Source organism: Paraburkholderia aspalathi, assembly GCF_900116445.1.
GTDB classification, from domain to species: domain Bacteria; phylum Pseudomonadota; class Gammaproteobacteria; order Burkholderiales; family Burkholderiaceae; genus Paraburkholderia; species Paraburkholderia aspalathi.
Genome location: NZ_FPBH01000021.1, coordinates 1 through 23,688 on the forward strand (window position 1 = coordinate 1; position 23,688 = coordinate 23,688).

The window sequence follows — 23,688 nt, forward strand, 5'->3', positions numbered from 1 at the left end:
GCCAGCGACATCGCCGCATTGCTGCCGCATCGCTGGCACCCGCCTGCGACCATTGGCTAGCTCAATCCGTCAAGACGGGTTCTCCAGCCGCTTACACCGCAGATGCTGAGAGTAACAGTCGAATTGTGGCCGGGCGGCCGCGAGAGCGGTAGCCGGGTGTTGGCAACAGCAAAGATTGGCCGAGTTAAGAATGGCGCGCTCGCAGACTACAAGGTCGAACTGCACGAAGACGTGCAGGAAGAAATAGGCGCAGCGACCCTGCACGACTACCCACGCTACGCCTCGACCCTATGGGACCTCGTAGCTCGCGCAGTTGCGGTCGCGCTGACAGGGGAGGAGGAACTGCCCCCACGCCCACAACAACTCGATGTTCCCGTTCACACCTCCGATAACACCCCGTATGTGCGGCTTCGGGAGATACCGGAGCCGGCGCAAAGCCTTTTCAAAAAGCGTATCGCCTTTTCGACACGCCCGTTAATTGACGAGGACCCGGAGCCCATGGATTGCGCTTACGCATGGGATTGGCGCGATTTTCTGGATGGCGGCAGATAGTGCTATGGAACCTGGCCATGACGCTCTTGGTTTGCTAGGGACCGTCAAGTGCGCACACTGTTGGCTCGGTTCGAATGAGCTTCGCCGATATCGACTCAACAGAATAAACTTCCCCCCGCGCCAATGGAGGCCCTCATGAAACGGCCCACTCGTTTCGGTGAATGGCTATTTCGTTTCGCTTCGTCACAGAAGAATGTCGATTGCTTCATCAAGTGGGTCGGTCGCGTAGCCCTGGTGCTCGGGACAATAATGGCTATCCTACTTTTGGCCGTCATTTTTCTGAAATGACAAGGGATGGTCTCTGGCCAGTCCGAGCAAGAGTCGACTTCATCCAGAGCGGTCGCGTCCACGCGATGCATCTGAAAAATGGTCCGTAAAGCCCCAGCGGGATTCAGTGGAACTGCCATCCGCATTGTCGACATCGAACGACTGAATCCATCTGCGGGAGCTCGCCCCGAGTTGCCTGAGCGCTCGACAGCGAACTATCACGGGATAACCGACGCCCTAAACCATTCGCAAAGTGTCAAGCTTGGCGTTCAGGCACCTACCGCGGTCTAAACGCCAAGACACGAGCGGACCGCTACGCAAGGACATCGGTCCCAGCGAGCCTTGATGTATTGGAAGGTCGCGTGAATGTCATTATCTCCGGTAACAAAGAAATCGCAGTATGCAGCTGCTCCGATAATGTGCTGCAAGTCCAATGCGTCTTGCATTTCGGGACGGAAACCCGCCTCTATGCGATAGCGCTGGCATAAATCCTCAATCTTGATTGCAGGGCAGTCACGTCTTACTTCGCGTGGATGGGCGGCCAACATCCGAGGCAGTTCATCGTATCTTTGTTGGGTTAGGCCAACGTGCGGGTCTGTTCGAGGAGGAATTCGGGTGCGATAAAACTCGGCATCAATAAGTGGCTGATTCTCGTCGACGAGACCTTCCGCTAAGGCGCGACGACCCACGCGGATTGCATCGGGTGTCTCCGCGGCCGCCCGTTCAACCTCTCGGAGCGCAACCCGGTCTCGATGCCAGGTCCATATGCAATCGGCCAGCGTCTCCCCAAGAACTATGTTCTCGGCGCCATAGGTCGACCACAGTTGCGCCATGGTTTGATTCATTGGGTTGAACGGCGATGGCATCGGGCGCCGGAGGTGCCGAGCGATGTGGCGCTTCAGTTCCTGTTTCTGCAGATAGACAGGGTTGCTCAACCATTCAAGCGGCAATTCGTTAAGCAGGGCAATCGAATTGGCTACATGCTCCTCGTTCGTCGACCTGGCTATCTCGTAGAGACTTGCTGCCGACAGGACGAATGTGACGTGACCGTCTTCGAGAAGGCGGCGCACCCCTTCATATTCAAGCCCTGAAGGCGTGGCCACACGCTCGACGGTCAATCGCGTGACAATGTTGTGGTCAAGATAGACTCGTGGCATTTGAAGCGCCAATTAAGACATCCGGTCCAGCGGGTCAGTCGTCGGTGGATGCGAAAATCATCCCAAACGCGTCCGGGTTCTTTCTCGCTCGGAGCAATTCAGCATGGGGATACATCTTGCGAACGAGTTGCGTGAGCGACGAGCGGTCCTCGTCGGAAATGTTCAAACCAAAGAGCACGGCGTCCAGTTCGAACGAACCAAATCGTAGGTCTTCGTGAGGAGCGTCTTTTCGCCTCCCGTTTCCGGAATAAATCCGCCATTCCCGCTCGTACGACCAGCCCACAGACTTAGTGTAGACGAGTCGTTCAAAGAGTGACTTCACGTTAAACGAGGTTCGGCCAGAAAGCATGTCGGATAAGAATTCTTCATCGACGAGGCGAGGCGTATCGGCGACATAACTCACCGGTTTGGCGGTCCTATAGCCGACATCCCGTTCAGCGATAGTGCACAGACGTTGTTCGCCATCTGTGTATCCGGATTCGCCGGTCCACGCTGCGCCAATCTGGTCGGGCTCAAAGATAGTGACTTGGACATCCGCTTTTTTCAGCTCCCGGAGTACAGCGGCTTTGGCAGCCAAAGCCGCCGCTTTCGGGCCGCCCCCAATCACGGCAATTCGCAGGGTCTTTGAAGTTCTCTTTGCTTTAACAGGCGTAGTTGCGGCGGTTGTCATCGTTCTGTTCGACCATTTGAATCGACCTCGAACTATGCCTTGTGCTCTCAAAGCACGTCAACAGGCGCGCCTTCTCTCCGGCGTAACTATCGCGGGCGAACTTGGCGCCCGGTTTGCGATTGAACAGGTGATTTTCGTGGCCGCGTTGCGACTGTCTACCGACAACGAAATTGTGATTGGCAAGAAATATCTCGAGCGGCAGACGAGAGTATGCGCCCGCCGGCAGTCGATGCGAGGCAAGCGCGCATCTCTGACATTCTCGATGGTCTGGAGAGCGCACACGAGATTTGGTTGGACGGGCAATGTCTCGTTGGAGGCGCTCAGCCGCTGTCGGGGCCACACAAGGGGTACCCTGACGGGGCCACATGTCATTCCCTAATTCGCCAACTTCGTCACCGAACACCGGATGTCAATCGCTCGCGAAACGCGGCTACAGGGGCGCGTTTTACACGATGAGTCATCGTTCTTCAAAAATGCCCTAGGCAAGACCGTCTATCTAGCGCGGCTTTTCCGGCTCGTTCCGTACGGGCCGACGACAAGTGTCTGCCGGGCCTTGACATTTGCTGTCCCTCTTATATACCTGGCACAGTCGACTGCAAACTCGTGCGAAACGGGAGGTGCCATGCCATTTGTCTTCGTCCATGGCGTAAGCAACCGGGCCGGTGCACCGGAGTACGGGGAGAATGAACTTGCCCGAAACGAGTTTTTCCGCAACCTAGTCTTCCCTCGAATAGGTCTTGATGAACGAACAGCAATCTTCAACCCCTACTGGGGAGACGATGGGGTCACGTTCCGTTGGGGAAATGCCTCGCTGCCCGAACGGGACAATTTGATTGAAACGTTCGGTCCTTCGACTTCTCAGTCCGAGACGCGAGCCGCAGCCGAAATCTTCGGACGCAGCAGCGTCGGCACGTCGGGCATTGCTGACGTTGCAAAGCGGTCGTTGAGCGAAGCCATCGAGGCTGTCTGGGCCGCTGCATTGTCCACAGTCGATTCCAACGAACAAGCCGCAGCGCTGGCAAAAAGCTATGAGAAAGCAAGGTTGTATGCGCGCGCCAACCCCCAGCCTGCCTGGATAAACAGAGCAAGCGATGACAATTTCGTCGACCTGCTGTTGTTCAACGCGACACAAGAAAGCAGCGACGCTCGTTCGTCATCGGCGACTGAACCACAGTGGGAGTCATTTGGTTCAACGGGGATGCTGGACCGTCTAAGGGATGGTGCGCGTGGACTTACATCGTTGGCAGGTTCGAAGGTTGCCACCGTTATGACCTCGCTGGCACGGAGGAAGGTACACATGGGCGCGTCGCTTTTTATAGGCGATGTCTTTCAGTACCTTGCGCGTCGCGGGGACAAGGACTCACCTGGTCCCATAGTGCAGAAAGTCCTCCGTGATTTCCGTGCAGCGCAAAGCCTAGTTAATACCGGTGACCCAAAACTCGTAATCGTCGGTCACAGCCTCGGTGGGGTTATCAGTTACGACATCCTCACCCATTTCGACCCGACGATTCAGGTCGACGAATTTGTGACCGTCGGGTCTCAAGTCGCATTGTTCGAAGAAATGACGCTGTACAAGGAAAGCCGGACAGGCGTGCCGGCAAATCCGCCAGTCGACCGGCTAGAGAGTCCGAATAACATCCGTTGTTGGCTGAACATTTTTGACCTAACCGACATTTTCGGTTTTCGCGTTGAAGGGGTCTTCTATGGCGCGCGCGATTTCGCGTTCGAGACCGAGAGGGGTTTGATGGAGGCGCACGGCGGCTATTTTCATAGGCCAGACTTCTATGTTCGGCTTGGTGAAAGACTAGCTCAGCCATAACGCAAGCTTTCGAGTCCACTACGCGGTCGCTGGCGTGCAGGACGACGGTGGCGCATCACGAATTTCGCTTGCAGGGCTTGCTGGAGTGCTCGAATGACCACGGTTTTCCATTCGGGAAATCAAGGCGACGCGGCCTCACCCGGGACTCACGTGTTCATTGTTGGGGTGGGTGAATACCCGTGCCTGCTCGGAGGCTTCGGTCGACTGCTGGATAGGCCAATGGGACTCGGACAGCTGAGTTCACCGCCCCTATCGGCAGTTGCGCTGGCCAACTGGTTTGTCGGACGTCAACCTGTCGGGTCGCAGCTGGATGAACGGATTGGTTTCCACAACCCTCGCGCGGCACTGGCGTCGGTCGAGATGCTGGTGTCGCCAGGATTTGACTATCAGCGCCCGGACGGAACAATTATGTCGGTGGACCTAGCCACTCGCGGCAACATTGGCGAACGTTACGGCGCGTGGCTGGAACGGGCGAAAAGTCATCCCGGCAATATCGCCGTGTTCTATTTCTGCGGCCACGGCGTGACAGGTTCCAGCGACTATATCCTCGCGTCTGATTTTGGCGTCGACAGGATGAATCCTTGGTACGCTGCCATTGACATCGCCGGGACTGCACGCGCGGCGCGGCGCGAAGTCAGCGGGTCACTGTATTTTTTCATCGACGCGTGTCGCCAGACTTCACGTGAGTCTTTGATGCCAGGAGCGAGTCCGTCGGCACTGCAGTATGTCGATTTTGACAGGCGGGTGCTGTGCTTTACACGCATGTTGCTGTGGGCGACGGGTGAAGGCGCTCCAGCGTTCAGTGCGAAGGGGCAGGTGTCGCGCTTCACGGCAGCGCTCATCGAGGCGCTTTCAGGGTTTTATGGTGAAGAACTGACCGGCGCAGGTGACTGGGCGGTGACTGGCGAGGCGCTCGCGAAATCGGTCCGCACCCTACTCGACGCAGGTAACGCGTCGCTCGCCGACTCGATGCACCAGCACGTGGAACAGCAGCTCATCGGCTCCCAAGTACTGCATTTCGAAACGCGGGAACCGAAGGCAGTTGGACGGGGGGTGTCGACATGGAGTGCGAATCGACTGGTCAGGGAGATGGCACAAATTGACGGCGAGGCGCTGGGAGCAGGCGCGCAGGAAGCGCTGGCCGAGCAGCTGGAGCAGCGCAATCTCGAGGTCGATGAGTTAAGGCGGGAAATCGAGGGGTGGAGCAAGCGCTACAGGGAGCTGGAGCAGCGACTTGCGGATGAGCCTGGCAGTGCGCTGACTCAGCAGGCGAGGAATTATCTTGCAGGAGGCAAGCTGGAGGAGGCGGGCGCGCTCCTTGATGAGCTGATTGAAGCGGCCGAGACGCGCCTTGCTGCAGAACGGGAACGGCTTGCCTCCCATTATCTGAGCCGTGCCGAAGTGTACAGGCTGCAATTTAAACTGCCTGAGGCGCTGCCGCTATTCCGCAAGGCATATGAGCTTTCTCCCGGCGACCCGCAATATGAACTTCCCTATGCGTTGGCGCTCGCCCTACAAAGGGACTATCAATCTGCCGAGCGTGTCTATGCTTCTGCACTTTCCACCTTGAGAAAGCAGGCCGAGACCAAGCCTGCGGCGTACCGGTCCGATGTGGCGTTGACGCTGAACAGCCTCGCGAATCTCTATGCCGATACGCAGCGACTGACCCAAGCCGAGACGGCTTACCGGGAAGCGCTCGCCATTTGCCGGGAGCTGGCCGAAGTCAATTCTGCGGCGTACCGGTCCGATGTGGCGTTGACGCTGAACAACCTCGGGGTGCTCTACCGCGACACCCAGCGTCTGGCCCAAGCCGAGACGGCTTACCGGGAAGCGCTCGACATTTACCTAGAGCTGGCCGAGGCTAATCCTGCGGCGTACCGGCCCGATGTGGCGAACACGCTGAACAATCTCGGGGCGCTCTACGACACTACGCAGCGACTGACCGAAGCAGAGACCGGGTACGACGAAGCACTCGGCATCCGCCGGACGCTGGCCGAGGTCAATCCATCCGGTTACCGGGCCGATGTGGCGACCACGCTGACCAACCTCGGGAATCTCTACAGCGCTACCGGGCGTCTGACAAAAGCCGAGACCGCGTACCAGGAAGCGCTTGGCATCCGCCGGACGCTGGTCGAGGCCAACCCTGCCGCCTACTGGCCCGATGTGGCGAGCACGCTGAACAACCTCGGGGCGCTCTACCGCACCTCGCAGCGACTGACTGAAGCCGAGACCGCGTACCAGGAAGCGCTCGGCATCCGCCGGACGCTTGTCGAGGCCAATCCTGCCGTTTACTGGCCCGATGTGGCGACCACGCTGACAAACCTCGGGAATCTCTACAGCGCTACCGGGCGTCTGACCGAAGCCGAGACCGCGTACCAGGAAGCGCTCGGCATCCGCCGGACGCTGGCCGAGGCCAACCCTGCCGCCTACTGGCCCGATGTGGCGAGCACGCTGAACAACCTCGGGTCGTTCTACCGCACCTCGCAGCGACTGACTGAAGCCGAGACCGCGTACCAGGAAGCGCTCGGCATCCGCCGGACGCTGGCCGAGGCCAACCCGGCCGCCTGCAGGTCCGATTTGGCGATGACGCTGAACAACCTCGGGGTGCTCTACCGTGCCATCGGGCGTCTGGCCGAAGCCGAGACCGCGTGCGATGAAGCGCTCTTCATCCGCCGGGAGCTGGCCGAGGCCAGCCCGGCCGCCCACCGGCGCGATGTGGCGATGACGCTGAACAATCTCGGTTTGCTCTACAGCGACACCGGGCGTCTCACTGAAGCCGAGACCGTCTATCAGGAGACGCTCGGCATCTACCGGACGCTGGCCGAAGCCAATCCTGCCGCCTACCGGCCGCATGTGGCGACCACGCTCAACGACCTCGGTTCGCTCTACCGAGGCACCAAACGTTGGACCGAAGCCGAGAACGCCTACCAGGAAGCGCTCGGCATCCTCCGGGAGCTGGCCGAAGCCAATCCCTCCGCCTATCGGCCCGATGTCGCGATAACAGTGAACAACCTCGGGGCGCTCTACAGCGACACGGACCGTCTCACCGAAGCCGAGACCGCGTATGACGAAGCGCTCGGCATCCACCGGGAGCTGGCCGATGCCATTCCTGCCGCCTACCGGCCCGTTGTGGCGGCCACGCTGAACAATCTCGGAGAGCTCTACGACGACACCAATCGTCCGGCTGAAGCCGAGACCGCTTATCAAGAGACGCTACGCATCTATCGAAAGTTGGCCGAATCCAATCCAACAACGTATGGGCCCAGCGTTGCGTTCACGTTCAACAAACTCGGTAGGCTGTATGCGGGCATGGAACAGGCGAGCGAAGCTGAGACCGCTTTCCAGGAAGGACTCGCCATTTACAGAATGCTGGTTGAAAGACATCCCTCCTCCCATCAACACGATGTGGCAACGATGCTTGACAATCTCGGGAATCTTTACGCCGGAAACCAGCGTCTATTCGAAGCAGAGGCTGCTTACCGGGAAGCGCTCGATATCTACCGGGTACTGGCCGAAGCCAATCCGGATACCTATTTGTCCGATGTCGCAGGCACGCTCAATCTCCTCGGGATTTTATACGCTCAAACCGAGAGCCTAAGTGAGTCGGAGACGGCCTTTCAGGAAGCGCTCGATATCTACCAGATGCTGGCCCGGGCCAATCCGGATGCCTACTTGTCCGCTGTCGCAGGCACGCTCAGCAACGTCGGAAAATTCTGCGGCATTTTCGGCCGTGTGAGCGAGGCCGAGACCGCTTACCAGGAGGCACTCCACATCTACCGGGAGCTGGCAGAGGCCAATCCGACTGTTTATGAGTCTGATGTCAAGTTGACGCTCGACAATCTCGCGACGCTCTCCACGGACAGCCACGGTCCGACCTAGGAATCTGCGGGAGTGCGTGATATGACCACGGTCTTTATATCGGATATGCAGGATGCCTCGGGCTCGGCCGGTAACAACCTCGGAATTATCTACAGCGCCACGCAGCGACTGACCGAAGCCGAGGCCGCTTATCAGGAAGCGCTCGACATTTTCCGGAAGCTGGCCGAGGCCAATCCTGCGGTGTACCGACCCTACGTCGCGTCGACACTCAACAACCTCGGGGCGCTCTATCGCGCCACCCAGCGACTGACCGAAGCCAAGGCCGCTTACCAGGAAGCGCTCGACATTTTCCGGAAACTGGCCGAGGCCAATCCTGCGGCTTACCGGCCCGATGTGGCGATGACGCTTAACAACCTCGGAATTCTCTACCGCGACACGCAGCGACTGACCGAAGCCGAGGCCGCTTACCGGGAAGCGCTCGACATCCGCCGGACGCTGGCCGAGGCCAATCCTGCGGCGCGGCCCTACGTCGCGACGACACTCAACAACCTCGGGGCGCTCTACCGCGCCACTCAGCGATTGACCGATGCCGAAGCCGCTTGCCAGGAAGCGCTCGACATCCGCCGGGCGCTGGCCGAGGCCAATCCTGCGGCGTACCGGCCCGATATGGCAATGACGCTGAACAACCTCGGAGCGCTTTACAGCGATACCGAGCGTGTGACCGACGCCGAAACCACCTACGAGGAAGCGCTCGCTATCAGCCGGACGCTGGCGGAGGCCAATCCCGCAGCGTACCGGCCCGAGGTGGCAATGACACTTAACAACCTCGGGATTCTCTACAGCGACACGCATCGACTGTCCGAAGCCGAGACCGCTTACCAGGAAGCGCTCGACATTTACCGGAAGTTGGCCGAGGCCAATCCTGCGGCGTATCGGCCCGAGGTGGCAATGACACTTAACAACCTCGGGATTCTCTATCGCGGCGCCCAGCGACTGACTGAAGCCGAGACGGCTTACCGGGATGCGCTCGACATCCGCCGGAAGCTGGCCGAGGCCAATCCTGCAGCGTACCGGCCCGATGTGGCGATGACGCTCAACAACCTCGGGAATCTCTACAGCGCTACCGGGCGACTGACCGAAGCCGAGGCCGCTCACCAGGAAGCGCTCGACATCCGCCGGAAGCTGGCCGAGGCCAACCCTGCGGCGTACCGGCCCGATGTGGCGCTGACGCTCAACAACCTCGGGGCGCTCTACAGCGGCACGCAGCGACTGACCGAAGCCGATGCCGCTTACCAGGAAGCGCTCGACATCCGCCGGAAGCTATTCGTCTACGAGTCTGATGTCACGCTGATGCTCAATAACCTTGCCGCGCTCTTCAACGACAGCGAGCGCCCAACATGACCAGACCTTGTGGAATCACTGATGAGAGTCTTGTACGGCTGCAGCGGCTGTTGGGACCGAAGGTTGCGCTCAGCGGTTCCCGGAGGAAACAGAGCTGCGGCGACGACAAGTCCCTGACGCGTAGGGGGAGCAATGTGAGTGCCGCCGCGAAGCGCGACACCTGCTCCTCGACATCAAACGCCGGTGCTACCGGCGGAGCGGCAGGAACCTTGGAACCGGACGAAGTGATTGGAGCGGGGCGCAAGGCAATAATGTTGATTAATGCAAAAAAGGGACGAATTGGTCGATAATTCGGCATATTGCGAAAAGTGCGACACGAATTGATGGTATAGAGCTGCGCAAACCCCTCCAGATTCGGCAGAGCGGCCCCAAAAGCGACACAAATTGATGGTGCCGCGCGACATGAATTGGATAACTCCACACCTGTTCCCGCGTCCCCTCGAATTGCAACTAACTGCGGTTTCGCTGGCATCGCCGTCATCGGCTGCACCCACTGCGCCAGGTGATCGGCCAACAGGTACGCGTACCCCTGCACCATTTCCATCGTTTCCCACCCTCCCAGTTCCTTTAGCACATGGATGGGCGTTCCGCGTTGCTGCAAAGACGCAGCAAACGGAAATAAACAATCCACAAACGACAACCCCGGCCAGTGTCGGGGTTGTCGTTCAGAAACTCACGCCTTCACACCCTGACCAGCAGCTTCCCGAGGTTCTTCCCTTCGAACAGGCTATTGAGCGCGTTCGGCAACGCGTCGAAACCATCGACGTACGTCTCCTGGTAAACGATTTCACCGTTCTTCACCCACGGCGCGACGGTCTGCAGCATCTCGTCCATCCGGTGCGTGAAGTCGCGGGCGAGAATCCCCTGAATCGTCGCGCGCTGAAACAGCATGTGTTGCAGGAAGCGCGGCGCGAGGTCCGGCGTGTCGAGACCGCCGTCGTATTGGGCGATCGCGCCGCAGATCACGATTCGCGCGCGGCGCTTGATGAGCGGAATCACCGCATCGGTGACCATGCCGCCCACGTTATCGAAATAAACATCGACGCCGCCGGTGGCTGCCTGCAGAGCCGACTGCAAGCCTTCAAGTGTGGGATGCGCCCGGTAGTCGACCGCACCGTCGAGCTTCAACGTGTCGGTCAGAAACGCGCACTTGTCCGGGCCGCCGGCGATCCCGATGACGCGGCAGCCGGCGCGCTTGCCGAACTGCGCGACCAGCGAGCCGACCGCGCCCGCCGCACCGGACACGACCAGCGTGTCGCCAGGACGCGGCTTGCCCGCTTCCATCAAGCCGAACCACGCGGTGCGTCCCGGCATGCCGAGCACACCGAGCGCAGTCGAAACCGGCGCCGCGTCGGGGTTCAGTTTGGTCAGCTCGCTGTGATGGCATTTGGCGTAGAGCTGCCAGCCGCTATAGGCCGACACCCAGTCGCCCTGCTTGAAAAGCGGGCTCGCCGACGCCACCACTTCACCCACCACGCCCGCCCGCTGGACGATCCCGAGCGGATGCGGCACGTCGTAAGTATTGCGTTCATGCTGCTGGATTCGAATGTACGGATCGACGCTGACGATACGCGCCCGGATCAACACTTCATTCGATGACAAATTGTCGTCGAGCTCGCTTTCGCGCAACTCGTAATGCTCGTCGCCAACGCGTCCTTCCGGGCGCTTGACGTAAAACCACTGGCGATTCTGGTAGTTCATGTGAGGACTCACTGCTGTCGTAGACGGTGAGTGATCTTACCAGCGGGGCGATCACGCACTTGGCCGCCTGACGTCGCAGCGCTGGACGTGCGCGGTGAAACCGGGAGCGGCGCAGGCGCCGGATCCCAAGCTTGTTGAAAGCCGCCCGTCCCGTTAGAATCCTCCGGTCATTGGGGAGTAGCCTTCCTTCATCCATTGAAGGAGAGCGCGTCAACATACTTGGCCTACGGGTCATGGCGCGTTCGACCGGGTTGGTTTGGCGAGACCATTGGCGCACTGCTTCGTTCTGGTCGGACGGGTCGCGGTGCGTCATTGGTTCGTTACTTGCGTCCGACCGCGGAGTTGCCCTGTGAAACATCGTTGTGCCCTGCCAGTCTCCCCACTTGCCCGTCCGCTGTGCCGCTTCCCCTTTGCATTTGCAGGGAGCCACGCATGACCGGTCTCCTGTTCGAACTCGCCATCATGCTGGTCGTCATTCTGGTGGCGGCCGAGCTCTTCACCAACGCACTCGAACATCTCGGCGAGCGTCTCAAAATCTCCGAGGGCGTGACGGGTTCGCTGTTCGCAGCGGTCGGCACCGCCTTGCCCGAAACGCTTGTCCCGCTGCTTGCGATTGCGGGCGGCACGACCGATAGCGCGGTCAATCAGGAAATCGGCGTCGGCGCGATTCTTGGCGCGCCGCTCATGCTTTCCACCCTCTCCACCTTCCTGATGACGCTGGCGATTCTCGGTGCGCGCGGTGCCGGCGGTTGGGTCACGCCCGAACGCACGGGTTTCACTCGGGATCTGAACTACTTCCTGTGCGCCTTTGTGTTGGCGGCCGCGGCGATGTACGTGCCGCACGAACAGATGATCGTGCGGGGGCTGTTCAGCGCGGCGCTGGTCGGTGTGTACATCACCTATGTGGTGATGACGTTCCGTGCGTCGAACAAACTGGTCGACGCCGGTCACGGCACCGAAGCACCGGGCAAGATGCTGCTGTCGCGTCTTGGTTTGCCCACCAATCTCGTGACCATCGCGGTGCAACTGGTGCTCGCAGTTGCGTTGCTGGTGTGGGGCGCAGAAGGCTTCATCCACGGCGTGCGGGGCGTGTCGCAGGTGCTCGGCGTCTCGCCGTTGCTGCTGTCGCTGCTGATCATTCCGATCGCCACCGAGTTGCCGGAGAAGGTCAACAGCATCCTGTGGATTCGCCGCGGCAAGGACACACTGGCGTTCGGCAACATCACCGGCGCGATGGTGTTTCAGGGCACGCTGCTGCCCGCGATCGGAATTCTGCTGACGCCGTGGGCGCCGCGTATCGAAGTGGTGACCGGCATCGTGATCACGCTCGCCGCCGCCGCGTGGCTGCGGATCAACGTGCGCGAGCGAGGCGTGCCGGTGTGGGCGCTGTTGGTGTGCGGCGTGTTGTACGCCAGCTATCTGGTCATCACGCTAACCCGCTAAGCGAGTGATGAAAGGCCGGGAAGGCCGCTGCCAGGCGCGGCCTTCCCAACAAGCCGCCCTTAGTTGGACGGTGCCGCAGCCGTTGCCGCGCTATCCGGCTTGAACACCGTTGTCCAGTCATCCTTCATATCGACGACGAGCCAGCCTTTCGTGCCGGCTTCGTCCAGCCCCTTGTCGAGCTTGCCGCTTTTCGCAGCGCGGTCGTACGCATACTCCCGTTCACCGTCGGTGTGATGCAGCAGCGCCGCGAGGCGCGGACCGTCGCCGGCCGAAGTCCATTCGAGCATCGGCACATCGCCGTCCGCGTTGCCGAACGCGATCACAGGACGCCGGCCGATCGCACGGTCGATGGCGAGCGGTTTGGCCGCGCCGTCGACGAGCGTGTCGACCTGCGCAAGCCGGGTCAATGCGACGGCGCTGTTCGTTTGGCTGTACTTGTATTTGACGGTGCTGCCGATCACCTGCTCGGGCGGAATGCCGTACACGCGCTGCGCGATGTCACGGACGAACTCGACATCGCTGCCCGTCACCAGATAGGTCCTGAAGCCGTTGGCGCGCAGGTAGGCGAGCAACTCGAGCATCGGCTGATAGGCGAGGTCGGCGTACGGACGATTGAAGCGCGGGTCGCTCGCGGAGTCGAACCATTCGTGCACGAGCGCGGCGAATTGATCGCTGGTCATGCCTGCATGTGCCGCCGCCAGCACCTTCATCGAGCCGGCGTCGCCGCTCGCCGCGACACTCTTCAAATTGCCTTTCAGAATCGAGCGGAACGGTTCCTGCCGTTTCCATTCTGGATGCCGCCCGGCCACTGTCTTCACGCGTTGCAGCGCGAACACCAGTTGGACCGAGGCGGGTTGCTCCGGCCACAACGTGCCGTCGTTGTCGAACACGGCGATCCGGTCCGCACGCGGGATGAAGTCTTTCGACTCCGGCGTGGTGACCAGCGTGACGAAATCGACAATCGAGCGTTTGGTCGCGGAGTCGTTCCACGACGCAAGGCTTGCGGCGGTCGATGCGCTGGCTGGCGACTCGCTCGCGTCATGGTGCGGTGTAACGGTGCAAGCGGAAAGAACCACAACGGTCAAAGCAATGCAGTACCGGTGCATCGTGCGAATCATGAAAGCCTCATTAAAAGCGGTGGATCGAACTTTGAGCGAGCGCAAGTCTAATGGGACACGGCGATTGTTGCAGCCCATTTTGTTGCTTTTTTGAGCGGGGACGTCAATGCCGGTAATTGCAAATGGTGTATGCCGCTATGCGGCTTTTATGCAGTAAGCAAACAAATGCTCAAAACTATGGCAATTGTGTGGAATAAGAATGGCGGCCAAAATCTAACTCCGTCCGAAATTGCGTAGCTTTCTATCGTGTTACAAATTTATCTCTGTAATCTCGTGAAACGTTTGCTACCATTCCGCCACAACACTCCCAGATTGTGAATTTCTTACCTCCGCATGCGTCGTTTGGTGCGGCGTCTCTTGAGTCTGAAAGGAGCGTCCATGCAAGCCCTGTATCCGGCCGTACTGTCTTTCCAGCTTGCTCGAGAGACTTAGCGCGAATTAATCGCGTATCTCATTCGCTTTGCATATTTCCCCGTTGCGCGTAGCCGCCGGGGCGGGCGAACTTACACCCGCGATTAGCTCGAATTAGTTCGCGCTAGTTCGACACAATTCGAAAATACGAATGCCATTGCTTTTGCTTTATATGCATTGGGCAAAAGAATGCGTTCGCCTATAAGAAATGCCCATAGACGAGGTGCGGGAATGGGTTGTAAAGGCGTGGTTAGTTCGGCTGCGTTATACGCTGCCTCGGCGATGTTGTCGCCGGCGTTCGCTCAGGCCTCGGCCGACGAGGCCAATAAAAGTAATAACCCGCTTAATCTGGCAGCCTCATTCAACATCCAGAATTACTACACGCCGAGCGTGTTCGGCGCCAGTGCGCATACCAACGATCTGCTCTTGCGCCCCACCGTGCCGATCGGCCCGAACAGCCTGATTGGCGTGCCGGAAATCTTCCGCGCCACAGTGCCGGTCAGTACGCGGCCCGATCCGAGCGGCGGCTACAACACCGGTCTGGGCGACCTGAATCTATTCGACATCTTCCTGCTCTCGCAAGGCGACGTGCAGGTCGGCGTCGGCCCGCTCGTGACGATGCCGACTGCCACGGACCCCAGCCTCGGCACCGGCAAGTGGCAGGCCGGTCTTGCCGCTGTCGCCGTCAGCGCGACGAAGGCGCGGCTCCTCGGCGCACTGGTGCAGTGGCAACACTCGTTCGCCGGGCAAAGCAGCCGGCCCACCACGCAATCGCTCACCGCGCAGCCATTTGGCATCTTCAACCTGCCGGGTGGCTGGTACATCCGTTCGACCGGCACCTGGACCTTCGATCTGCAGCATGGCAGCTATTACATCCCGGTCGGGCTCGGCGCCGGCAAGGCGTGGAAAGGCGGCTCGACCATCTACAACGCGTTTATCGAGCCGCAATACTCGGTAGCGCATTCCGGCGCCGGCGTGCCGAAGTTCACCATCTTCGCCGGGCTGAACATGACGTTCGGCAAGTAAGCACAAAAAACCAAGCATAGAAACAGAGGGCTTAACCATGACCTTGTTCAACCGCCTGCCTATTTGCGCAGTCATCGCGGCCGTGTCACTGACCACATTGCCGCATACGCAAGCCGTCGCTCAAGCGAGCGCCCCAACAGCGGCGACAGCGGCTGTCACCGCCTCGCCTGAAGAAGCACGAGCGATCGCCAAAGACGCGTTCCTCTACGCGTATCCGATGTTGTTCAACTACAAGACGCTTTACGAGCAGGCGATCGATTCCGGCTCGAAGTCTTATGTGGGCGGCTTCGGCAAGTTCCGCAACTACTCGCATCCGTACGGTCCTGAGAACAAGGACATCGTCACGCCGAACAACGACACGCCGTACTCGTGGGCGTGGCTCGATCTGCGTCGCGAGCCGTGGGTGCTGACGGTGCCCGCGGTGCCGAAAGAGCGCTACTACGTCTTCCAGTGGATCGACCTGTACACCTACAACTTCGCGTATGTCGGTTCGCGCGCCACGGGCAACGGCGCGGGCCACTATCTGTTCGCCGGCCCGAACTGGCACGGCGATACGCCCAAGGGCATCGACAAGGTGTTCCGCTCCGAGACGGACCTGATCCTGACGCTCGGCCGCACTGCGCTCAATGGTGCGAGCGACGTCAAGAACGTCGAGGCGATCCAGAAACAATACAAGCTCACGCCGCTGTCGGCCTTCGAACACACGGCTGCACCGCCGCCCGTCGCGAAGCTTGATTTTCCGAAGTGGGATGAAGCGAAGGCGACTTCGGTCGACTTCATCGCGTATCTGAACTTCATGCTGCAGTTCACGCAGCCGCCGGCGCCGTCCGAGCAGGAATTGATGGCGCGTTTCGCGAAGATCGGCATTGCGCCAGGCGCGCCGTTTGATCAGGCTGCCTTGCCGCCGGAAACGCGCGCCGCGCTTGAAGCAGGTGTCGCGGACGGGAAAGCCGCATTGGCAGACGCTGAAAAACACACCACCGGTTCGTTCAGCCTGTTCGGCAGCCGTGCGGATCTGAAAGACGACTACACCACCCGCGCCGTCGCGGCGGCGATGGGGATTTACGGCAACACGAAGGAAGAAGCGGTGTACGTCGGCACGCGCGTGAACAGCGAACACGCTCAACTGCTCGGCTCGCAGCCGTACGTGTTGCACTTCGACAAGAAGGACCTGCCGCCCGCGAAATTTTTCTGGTCGATGACGCTGTACGACCTGCCTGCGCGCCATCTGGTCGCGAATCCGATCAACCGTTACTCGATCGGCGATCGCACCAAGGGGCTGAAGTACGGCGCTGACGGCTCGCTGGATATCTACGTGCAGAACACGTCGCCGGGTGCGGACAAGACGTCGAACTGGCTGCCGGCGCCCACCGGTGCGTACACGCTCGTCATGCGCATCTACGGCCCGGACGAGAAGGTGCTCAACGGCGACTGGAAATTCCCCGAGCCCCAAAAGCGCTAAGCCGCGCATGGACGAACCTGAGGACAATATGAATAAGAAAACCGCGACATGGGTCACGGCCGCCGTACTGGCGTCGGTCGCCGCGCCCATTCTGGCGAAGACCCAGCAAGACCAATCGGTCCATGCAACGGCCACCGCGGCGTCCGTACCGGGCCCAGTGGCCGGCTACGCGATCTCTGAAGAATACGCACGGCTGGTAGCGCGCCAGACCTACTTCTGGGCGTGGCCGATGGTTAACGTCTACGGCCGCCTGCTGGCGATGAAGCAGGTGCCGCAGCCGGGCCTGAACGGCGGCATTGTGCCGGTCGCACCACCGAATCATCTGTCGATGCTGCGCGACTACATTCAGCCGCAGGAGCGATTTGTCGCTTGTCCGAATCAGGACGTGGTCTATGGCTCCTCGATCCTCGATCTGAATAAGACGCCGGTGGTCGTGCAAGTGCCCGATTTCGGCAAACGCTTCTGGGTCTATCAGGCTGTCGATCTGCGCACCGACGGTTTCGCGAGTCTCGGCAAGATGTACGGCACACGTCCGGGCTTCTATCTCCTGACAGGTCCTGACTGGCACGGCCCGGTGCCGAAGGGCATCCGCCAGGTGTTCCGCTCGTCGACTGGGGTCGGCAGTTTCATTCCGCGCGTTTTCATGGACGACACGCCTGAAGATCGCGTGGCCGTGCAGCCGGTGCTTGCGAAGATTGGCCTGTATCCGCTCGCCGAGTACGACGGCAAGGTCAAAGAGACCGACTGGTCGAAGTTGCCGAGCTTCGGTGAGGCCGGTGGTGCTGCGGGCGGCAACGCCGAAGAGATCAAGTGGGTCGATCCAAACCGCTTCTGGGACATGCTGCCCACCGTGCTCGACGAGACGCCGCCGCAACGCGGCGAAGAGGCGATCTACGCGCAGGCGCGCGGGTTGATCGCGGCAGCGCAGAAAGATCCGGCGATCAAGGCCGCGATTGTCGACGAGGGGACCAAGGCCGAAGCGGATCTGGTCACGCCGTTGTTCAACTTCAACACCTTTGGCAAGCGGCTGCCTGCGAACTGGAACACCGTTAGCAACGGCGCCGCCTTCGGCACGGACTACTTCACGCGCACGGCGGTGGCGAAGTCGAACATCTTCGTCAACAAGCCTAACGAGACCAAGTATTTCTACGGCGATGCCGACGCTTCAGGTCAGCGTCTCGATGGCAACGCACGCTACACGGTGACGTTTGCCAAGGATCAGTTGCCGCCGGTCAAGGGCTTCTGGTCGCTGACGCTGTACAACTCGCATCACTTCTTCTCGCCGAATGCGCAGAACCGCTACTCGCTCGGCACCAAGAACAAGGACCTGAAGTTCAATGCAGACGGCTCGTTGACGCTCTACGTGCAGAACACGAGTCCCGGTGACGACAAGGTCTCCAACTGGCTGCCGGCGCCGGCCAATGAAGCGTTCTCGTTGTACGTGCGCGCCTATTGGCCGCAGCAGCCGGCGCTCGACGGCAGCTGGACGCCGCCGCCGGTCAAGCGTGAGCCGTAAGAAAACACGCCGATGCGCACGCGTGCGGCTCGCCGCCGCGGTTTGTCAAAACCTTGTTCCGCAAGGTGGAAGTGCGGAAAGTTAATTTCGTGAGGATGACTATGAGTCGCACAAACCGTTTGTCCGCAAGCCGGTCACTCGCCAGGTTGTGCACGGGTGCGCTTCTCACCACTGCCGGCGTGGGTCTTTCGCAGCAAGCGTGGGCGACTGAAGGTGGCATCGGCAGACCGATAACCGGCATGCAGGTTACGCCGTACGCAGGTGTCGTACCGCCCACGGACGACTGGATCGTGTCGGCCACCACGATCTATTACGAAGGCTCGCTCGGCGCGAGCAAGACGATTCCGATCGCCGGTCAGATCACGGCGGGCGTCGACGTCACGGCGGTGTACACCATCCTCAACGCGGTCAAGACGTGGGGCATTACGCTGGGCGGCTGGAACTTCGCATCCTCGTTCGGGGTGCCAATCCAGTACACCAATATCTCGTCGTTTCACGGCCGTTTGCCGAATGATCACGGTACGCAGTTTGCCGATCTCTTCTTCACGCCGGTGGTGGCGGGCTATCACCTGACCAAGACCGATCACATTGCGTTCAGCGTGCAGATTTACGCGCCGACTGGCGCTTACAGCACGAGTCGGCTCGCCAATGCCGGACAGAACACCTGGACCTTCACGCCGACGGTCTCCTACACGAAGTTGTTCCCGAAAGAAGAGATCGAGCTGTCGTTGAACTACGGTGTTGGCTTCTACACGCCGAACAGCGACACGCACTATCACAACGCACCGGTTAGCGTGCTCGACCTGCTCGCGCTCAAGCGCTTCGGCAGCGGCTGGGGTGTGGGTGTCGTGGGCGGCTATATCCAGCAGCTCGGTCATGACAGCGGCGGAGTAGCCGATGTCATCGGCGGAAGTCAAGGGCACTCGGTGGGTATCGGGCCGATGGTCACGTGGTCGGGCAAAGTCCAGAAAACGCCGGTGTCGGCGTCGCTGCGTTGGGTCAATGAATTCAACGTCAGCAACCGGCCCAAGGGGAATGCGGTCGAACTGTCGATCAGCGCGACCTTCCAGTAACGGGGCATGCGACCAACCTGCTGCTGAAGCCAAAATTCACCGGAACGTGTGAACGCCGTGCCGCCGCCCCGGCGTTTCCGCGTACCGATGTCCACGTTCAAGGAATCAAGCGCAATGAAAACTACGATGAAGCGATCCTTGTTGCTGCTCGCCGGCGTCTGCACGTCGCTGACGGTCACGCTCGCCACGCCTGCTCAAGCGCTCGCCGCCGCCGTGCAGCCTGCATTGCAACCCGTTCCAACCGTCTGGCCGCGCGATTTCGATAGCGCGGAACAGCGCATCGAGCTGTATCAACCGCAGGTGGAAGTGTGGCAAGGCAATCGGATTGAAGGACGCGCGGCTTTCGCGGTCGGTGCAAAGAGCGCCACGCCGAACTACGGCGTCGCGCATTTCACGGCACGCGCAGAAATCGACAAAACCAGCTCGACAGTGCAACTGCTCGATATCGTTTTCGATCAGGTCGACATGCCGGCCACACCGTCCGCCGCCGCCGGCGTCAAAGCAGCCTTGCAGGCGCGCATACCTAAAGACGGACTGATCACGTCGCTCGAACAACTGCAGGCAAGTTACGCCAGTACCCACGAAGGCAGCGAACCGGGCCTCGCGGTGCAAAACAACGTACCGAACATCATCTTTGCCGAACGTCCCACGCTGCTCGTGCTGGTCGATGGCGACGCGAACTGGCGTGCGCTCGGCGACACACACTATCAACGCCTGATCAACACGCGAGCGATGCTGCTTAAGGACGCGAGCGGCGCGCTGCATCTGAATGTCGCGGGCTATTGGTACGAGGCGAATTCGCTCGACGGTCCGTGGCATCTGAACGCGACGCCGCCCCAGGAGCTGGTTGCCGCGGCGAAAAGCGCGCAGACCAATCTGAAGTCTGATCCAATGCTCCCCGCCGATGGCAAGAAGCCAGCGCAGGCACCGGACGTGGTGGTCGCCGCGCAGCCGGCCGAGCTAGTAGTGATGAACGGCAAGCCGGCGCTGCAACCGGTGAAGGGCGTGAATCTGCTCTCCGTCGCCAACGCCGACCACGCGCTCTTCGTCGAGCCACGCGACAATCATTACTACCTGCTGCTGTCGGGCCGCTGGTTTACCGCAGCGGGCCTGACTGGACCTTGGGCCTTCGTCGACGGCAAGAACCTCCCCGCCGATTTCGCAAAGATCGCTGCCGACGATCCGCACGCGAATGCGCTTGTCTCCGTGCCCGGCACACCGCAGGCTAAAGAAGCGGTGATTGCTGCAACGATCCCGCAGACAGCAACCGTATCGCGCAAGACCACCACGCTGAAGGTGGTCTATGACGGCGCGCCAAAGTTTGTCGGTATCGCGGGTACGTCTTTGTCGTATGCGGTGAACACCGCGACGCCGGTGATCCAGACCGCGCCTTCGCAATTCTTCGCGGTCGCCAACGGCATCTGGTTCACGGCGAGCGCGGCGAGTGGTCCGTGGCATGTCGCCGATACTGTGCCGGCCGCGATCTATACGATTCCGGCAGCTTCGCCCGTGCATTACGTGACGTACGTCCACGTCTATTCGGCGACGCCGGATACGGTGGTGGTCGGCTATACGCCGGGCTACATGGGCGTGGTCGTCAATGCGGACGGCACCGTCGTGTACGGCACCGGCTATGTGTACGCGCCGTATGTTGGCGACGTCTACTACGGTTACCCGGCCACCTATGGCTACGGCGCGGGCTTCGCGCTCGGCACGACGGTGGGCTTTGCCTTCGGCTTTGCGATCGGCGCCACGTGGGGCGCGCCGTCCCCGTACTGGGGTCCGTATTGGGGCGGCGGTCCGTGGAGCTGGCAATACGCGAACGTTAACCAGGCCAATATCTACGGTCGCTGGGGGCAGGGCACCGTGACGCACGCGAGCGGCTGGAACGGTTGGACTGGCAATAGCTGGGCGGGAACGGCAGCATCCGGATTCAATCCTTATACCGGTGGTCACTTCCAGGCGAGCCGCGGCGCTGTCGAGAATGCATACAACGGCAATTTCGCAGCCGGCCGGCAAGGCTCGTTCAGCAATCCGTCGACGGGACGCAGCGGCGCGGCGCGCGGTGGAGTGGTCGGCAATGAAGGCACGGGCGACTATGCGGCGGGTAGGCAGCGCGCCGGCTACAACGCGCAGACCGGGCGTTATGGCGCAGCAGAAGCGGGCGTGACCGGCAACGCGTATTCAGGCGACCACCAGGCGGGCACGAAAGGCATCGTGGGCAACAAGGACACGGGCAAGGCCGTCGCGTGGAATAACGGCAATGTGTATGCGGGCAGCGACGGCAACGTCTACCGGCATGATCAGGGCGGTGGCTGGGAGCAGCACAGCGCGGATGGCTGGCAGCCGGTTCAGCCGAACGCCAGCCAGACGCAGCGGCTCGACTCGCTTAAGCAGGGGCACGATCTTGGGAATGCGCGAGCGAGTGGGCAGTTTCAGCCGCAGCGACACTTCGGTGGCGGGGGTGGGCGGTTCAGGCGGTGAGGTGTATCGCGCGATGACAACACGGTGCTGCCAGCAGGCGACAGCGCCGCGCCGCGGCGCTGGCGTTTCACGCGGACCGTCTGACGCACGCAGGCAAGCTTCGCGTCAGGTCAAATAGACCTGACGGTCGACTTGCGTCCGATATGCGCTAACGAAATTCCGGCGCGCCCACGTTTCGCAGGCGAAGTCGTCGAAACGGCACGACAGGGACAATTTCCAGCTTCGCGAGTTGCTGGTTCGGGTGCGATGCACCAGATATGGCGACATGAACAGAATGTGGCCGGCTTTGATTTCCACGTCCAGGCAGCCGTCGAGTTCCTGCTGATCGAGCACGTAGCCTGAGTCGGTTTGAGTGCCGGGCCACAAGCCCTTCAAATGACTGCCCGGCACGATTCGCAAGCCAGGGCCGTCCGTGCCGAGGTCGGAGATCGAGGTCCATGCGATCACGCCCTTCGACGATGTTCCCATGCTCGGCCAATCCTGATGATATGGCAGACCGTAGTTGTTGCCGGTTGCGTTGCTGGCGGTGTAGTGCGAGACGATTGGCCCTGTCTGCACCGGCTCGGCAAAGTTTAGGTACTCGTGCAACGCATCGACGAGTTCGGCGGAACAGAAGAATCGTTTCAGATCGATATCTTCGGTCAGCAGCTTGATGATGTTCCGGTTGCGGACCGGATCGTCATTAAAGCGCGTCAGAAAGCGTGTTTCGAACCGGGTCCGGATCTTACTGCTCTGCGCTTGTGCTTCTGACGTGGAAACGATCAAAAAACCTGATTCCGCAAAATTGCCGGCAACGATCTGCATGCCTTCCACCTTTATTCGTTATCAATTACGGCCTCGGCGTACCCGAAGCCCGTCGCTCCGAAGCCGTTGCCGTTATAAAAAAGCACGAGTCGATCATCGATCTGTGTGACTTCGGGATAGGCGACCATGAATGCGTCCCAACCCATCGTGCTGACGTCAATGCCGGCGCGGTCATCGAGTCGCTGCCAGGCCAGACCGTCGACGGATTCGGCGTAGCCGATGCGATAACTGTTGGCCGCCGTCTCGCGGTATCCCTGCTGACGACGATACGAATACCACATGCGGTAGCGCGTGCCGTCGTGATAGACCGACGCCCGGACGATGCCGCCTTCGCCTTCGTTCGCGTAGTCGATCGCCACGCGTCCCTGGCGCTCCCAATGGATGCCGTCGCGAGATTCCGCGTATTTCAGGTGATAGCGCGGCTCCGGTATGCCGTCGACGTGGTCCCAGCCGGTACACGACAGATACCAGTTGCGCCAGATACCGTTTTCCACCCGCACACAGGTCGTCGCACAGAAATAGGGCTCCTCCGCGGTGCGGTCCATGACCGGACCTTCGAACAGTCTGCGGTAGTGCTCACCGCCGTCCTCGCTGATCGCAAGTCCAACGGAGTTGTGGTACGGGACAGTGTTGCGAACGTTCCAGCCGATGTAATACAGATACCGGACGCCTTCATGATCGACAACGCAGGACGGCATCATCCCGCAGTCGTCGAAGGTGCCGGTTTTGCCGAGTTCCAGTAACGGCTTGGGATGGACTTTGACGATTTCGGCTGGCGAGTCGGCGCACACATCGATCCTCGCGATCCAACTGCGGTTCTTCGCATCGCGACTGCTGAACAGGACCGTCAGCAGCTCGTCCTTCAGGCCGGCCACGGTCGGAATCTGCGCATGCGAATTTGCCCACGGCAGACGTTCGTCGACCGCATAGATGAGCCCGCGCTTTTGCCAGCGAATCGCTGTCAT

At 60.6% G+C, this 23,688-nt stretch carries 16 protein-coding genes, 1 pseudogene and 1 riboswitch; of the genes and pseudogenes, 10 read left to right on the forward strand and 7 right to left on the reverse strand.

The window, feature by feature from the left end; genetic code table 11:
* The first annotated feature begins 102 nt into the window (after window positions 1–102).
* Complete coding sequence (locus tag BM438_RS27500; protein ID WP_093640696.1) at window positions 103–552, forward strand: hypothetical protein; 450 nt, start codon at window positions 103–105, stop codon at window positions 550–552.
* Between the two features lie 554 nt (window positions 553–1,106).
* On the opposite strand, the gene BM438_RS27505 is transcribed toward BM438_RS27500, so the two are convergent.
* Entirely contained in the window at window positions 1,107–1,976 is an 870-nt protein-coding gene (locus BM438_RS27505) for a hypothetical protein (protein ID WP_093640699.1), read from the reverse strand.
* A gap of 34 nt (window positions 1,977–2,010) precedes the next feature.
* Window positions 2,011–2,646 carry a DUF2971 domain-containing protein gene (locus tag BM438_RS27510; protein ID WP_093640702.1) on the reverse strand — a complete coding sequence of 212 codons (636 nt, stop codon included), beginning with the start codon at window positions 2,644–2,646 and terminating at the stop codon, window positions 2,011–2,013.
* A gap of 622 nt (window positions 2,647–3,268) precedes the next feature.
* Between BM438_RS27510 and BM438_RS27520 the strand changes: the two genes are divergently transcribed.
* The 3 genes from BM438_RS27520 (at window position 3,269) to BM438_RS27530 (ending at window position 9,685) form a co-directional block, all read left to right on the forward strand.
* Window positions 3,269–4,465, forward strand: a complete 1,197-nt coding sequence (locus BM438_RS27520; protein ID WP_143131760.1) for a lipase family protein — start codon at window positions 3,269–3,271, stop codon at window positions 4,463–4,465.
* A 93-nt stretch (window positions 4,466–4,558) separates the two neighbouring features.
* On the forward strand, window positions 4,559–8,344 hold the full coding sequence (locus BM438_RS27525; RefSeq protein ID WP_093640711.1) for a tetratricopeptide repeat protein: 3,786 nt from the start codon (window positions 4,559–4,561) through the stop codon (window positions 8,342–8,344).
* A gap of 21 nt (window positions 8,345–8,365) precedes the next feature.
* Entirely contained in the window at window positions 8,366–9,685 is a 1,320-nt protein-coding gene (locus tag BM438_RS27530; RefSeq protein WP_093640714.1) for a tetratricopeptide repeat protein, read from the forward strand.
* A gap of 472 nt (window positions 9,686–10,157) precedes the next feature.
* On the opposite strand, the pseudogene BM438_RS47065 reads toward BM438_RS27530, so the two are convergent.
* Both BM438_RS47065 and BM438_RS27540 read right to left on the reverse strand, forming a co-directional pair.
* Window positions 10,158–10,280 (reverse strand): annotated as a pseudogene (locus tag BM438_RS47065) (tyrosine-type recombinase/integrase); the annotation flags it as partial.
* Window positions 10,281–10,366: 86 nt separating this feature from the next.
* Complete coding sequence (locus tag BM438_RS27540) at window positions 10,367–11,386, reverse strand: NADP-dependent oxidoreductase (protein WP_093640720.1); 1,020 nt, start codon at window positions 11,384–11,386, stop codon at window positions 10,367–10,369.
* A gap of 160 nt (window positions 11,387–11,546) precedes the next feature.
* Window positions 11,547–11,718: riboswitch (yybP-ykoY riboswitch) on the forward strand.
* Between the two features lie 100 nt (window positions 11,719–11,818).
* Between BM438_RS27540 and BM438_RS27545 the strand changes: the two genes are divergently transcribed.
* Window positions 11,819–12,829 (forward strand): sodium:calcium antiporter, encoded by a 1,011-nt coding sequence (locus BM438_RS27545; protein WP_093640723.1) that lies wholly within the window; start codon window positions 11,819–11,821, stop codon window positions 12,827–12,829.
* Window positions 12,830–12,888: 59 nt separating this feature from the next.
* Here the strand turns inward: BM438_RS27545 and BM438_RS27550 are convergent, their stop codons facing one another.
* Complete coding sequence (locus BM438_RS27550) at window positions 12,889–13,947, reverse strand: HAD family hydrolase (protein WP_093640726.1); 1,059 nt, start codon at window positions 13,945–13,947, stop codon at window positions 12,889–12,891.
* Window positions 13,948–14,589: 642 nt separating this feature from the next.
* On the opposite strand from BM438_RS27550, the gene BM438_RS27555 reads away from it, so the two are divergent.
* From BM438_RS27555 to BM438_RS27575, 5 genes are all read left to right on the forward strand, one after another.
* Complete coding sequence (locus tag BM438_RS27555) at window positions 14,590–15,384, forward strand: hypothetical protein (protein ID WP_167378469.1); 795 nt, start codon at window positions 14,590–14,592, stop codon at window positions 15,382–15,384.
* 37 nt (window positions 15,385–15,421) lie between these two features.
* The gene (locus tag BM438_RS27560) at window positions 15,422–16,846 is read left to right on the forward strand and encodes a DUF1254 domain-containing protein (RefSeq protein WP_093640729.1); all 1,425 of its coding nucleotides are present in this window, start codon (window positions 15,422–15,424) and stop codon (window positions 16,844–16,846) included.
* 28 nt (window positions 16,847–16,874) lie between these two features.
* Complete coding sequence (locus BM438_RS27565; protein WP_093641138.1) at window positions 16,875–18,362, forward strand: DUF1254 domain-containing protein; 1,488 nt, start codon at window positions 16,875–16,877, stop codon at window positions 18,360–18,362.
* Window positions 18,363–18,463: 101 nt separating this feature from the next.
* A complete protein-coding gene (locus BM438_RS27570; protein ID WP_093640733.1) occupies window positions 18,464–19,435 on the forward strand; it encodes a SphA family protein in 972 nt (323 codons plus the stop codon).
* A gap of 114 nt (window positions 19,436–19,549) precedes the next feature.
* Window positions 19,550–21,919 carry a carbohydrate-binding family V/XII gene (locus BM438_RS27575; RefSeq protein WP_093640736.1) on the forward strand — a complete coding sequence of 790 codons (2,370 nt, stop codon included), beginning with the start codon at window positions 19,550–19,552 and terminating at the stop codon, window positions 21,917–21,919.
* A gap of 105 nt (window positions 21,920–22,024) precedes the next feature.
* Here the strand turns inward: BM438_RS27575 and BM438_RS27580 are convergent, their stop codons facing one another.
* Complete coding sequence (locus BM438_RS27580) at window positions 22,025–22,723, reverse strand: phytanoyl-CoA dioxygenase family protein (protein WP_143131761.1); 699 nt, start codon at window positions 22,721–22,723, stop codon at window positions 22,025–22,027.
* An 11-nt stretch (window positions 22,724–22,734) separates the two neighbouring features.
* The gene (locus tag BM438_RS27585; RefSeq protein WP_093640742.1) at window positions 22,735–23,688 is read right to left on the reverse strand and encodes a glycoside hydrolase family protein; all 954 of its coding nucleotides are present in this window, start codon (window positions 23,686–23,688) and stop codon (window positions 22,735–22,737) included.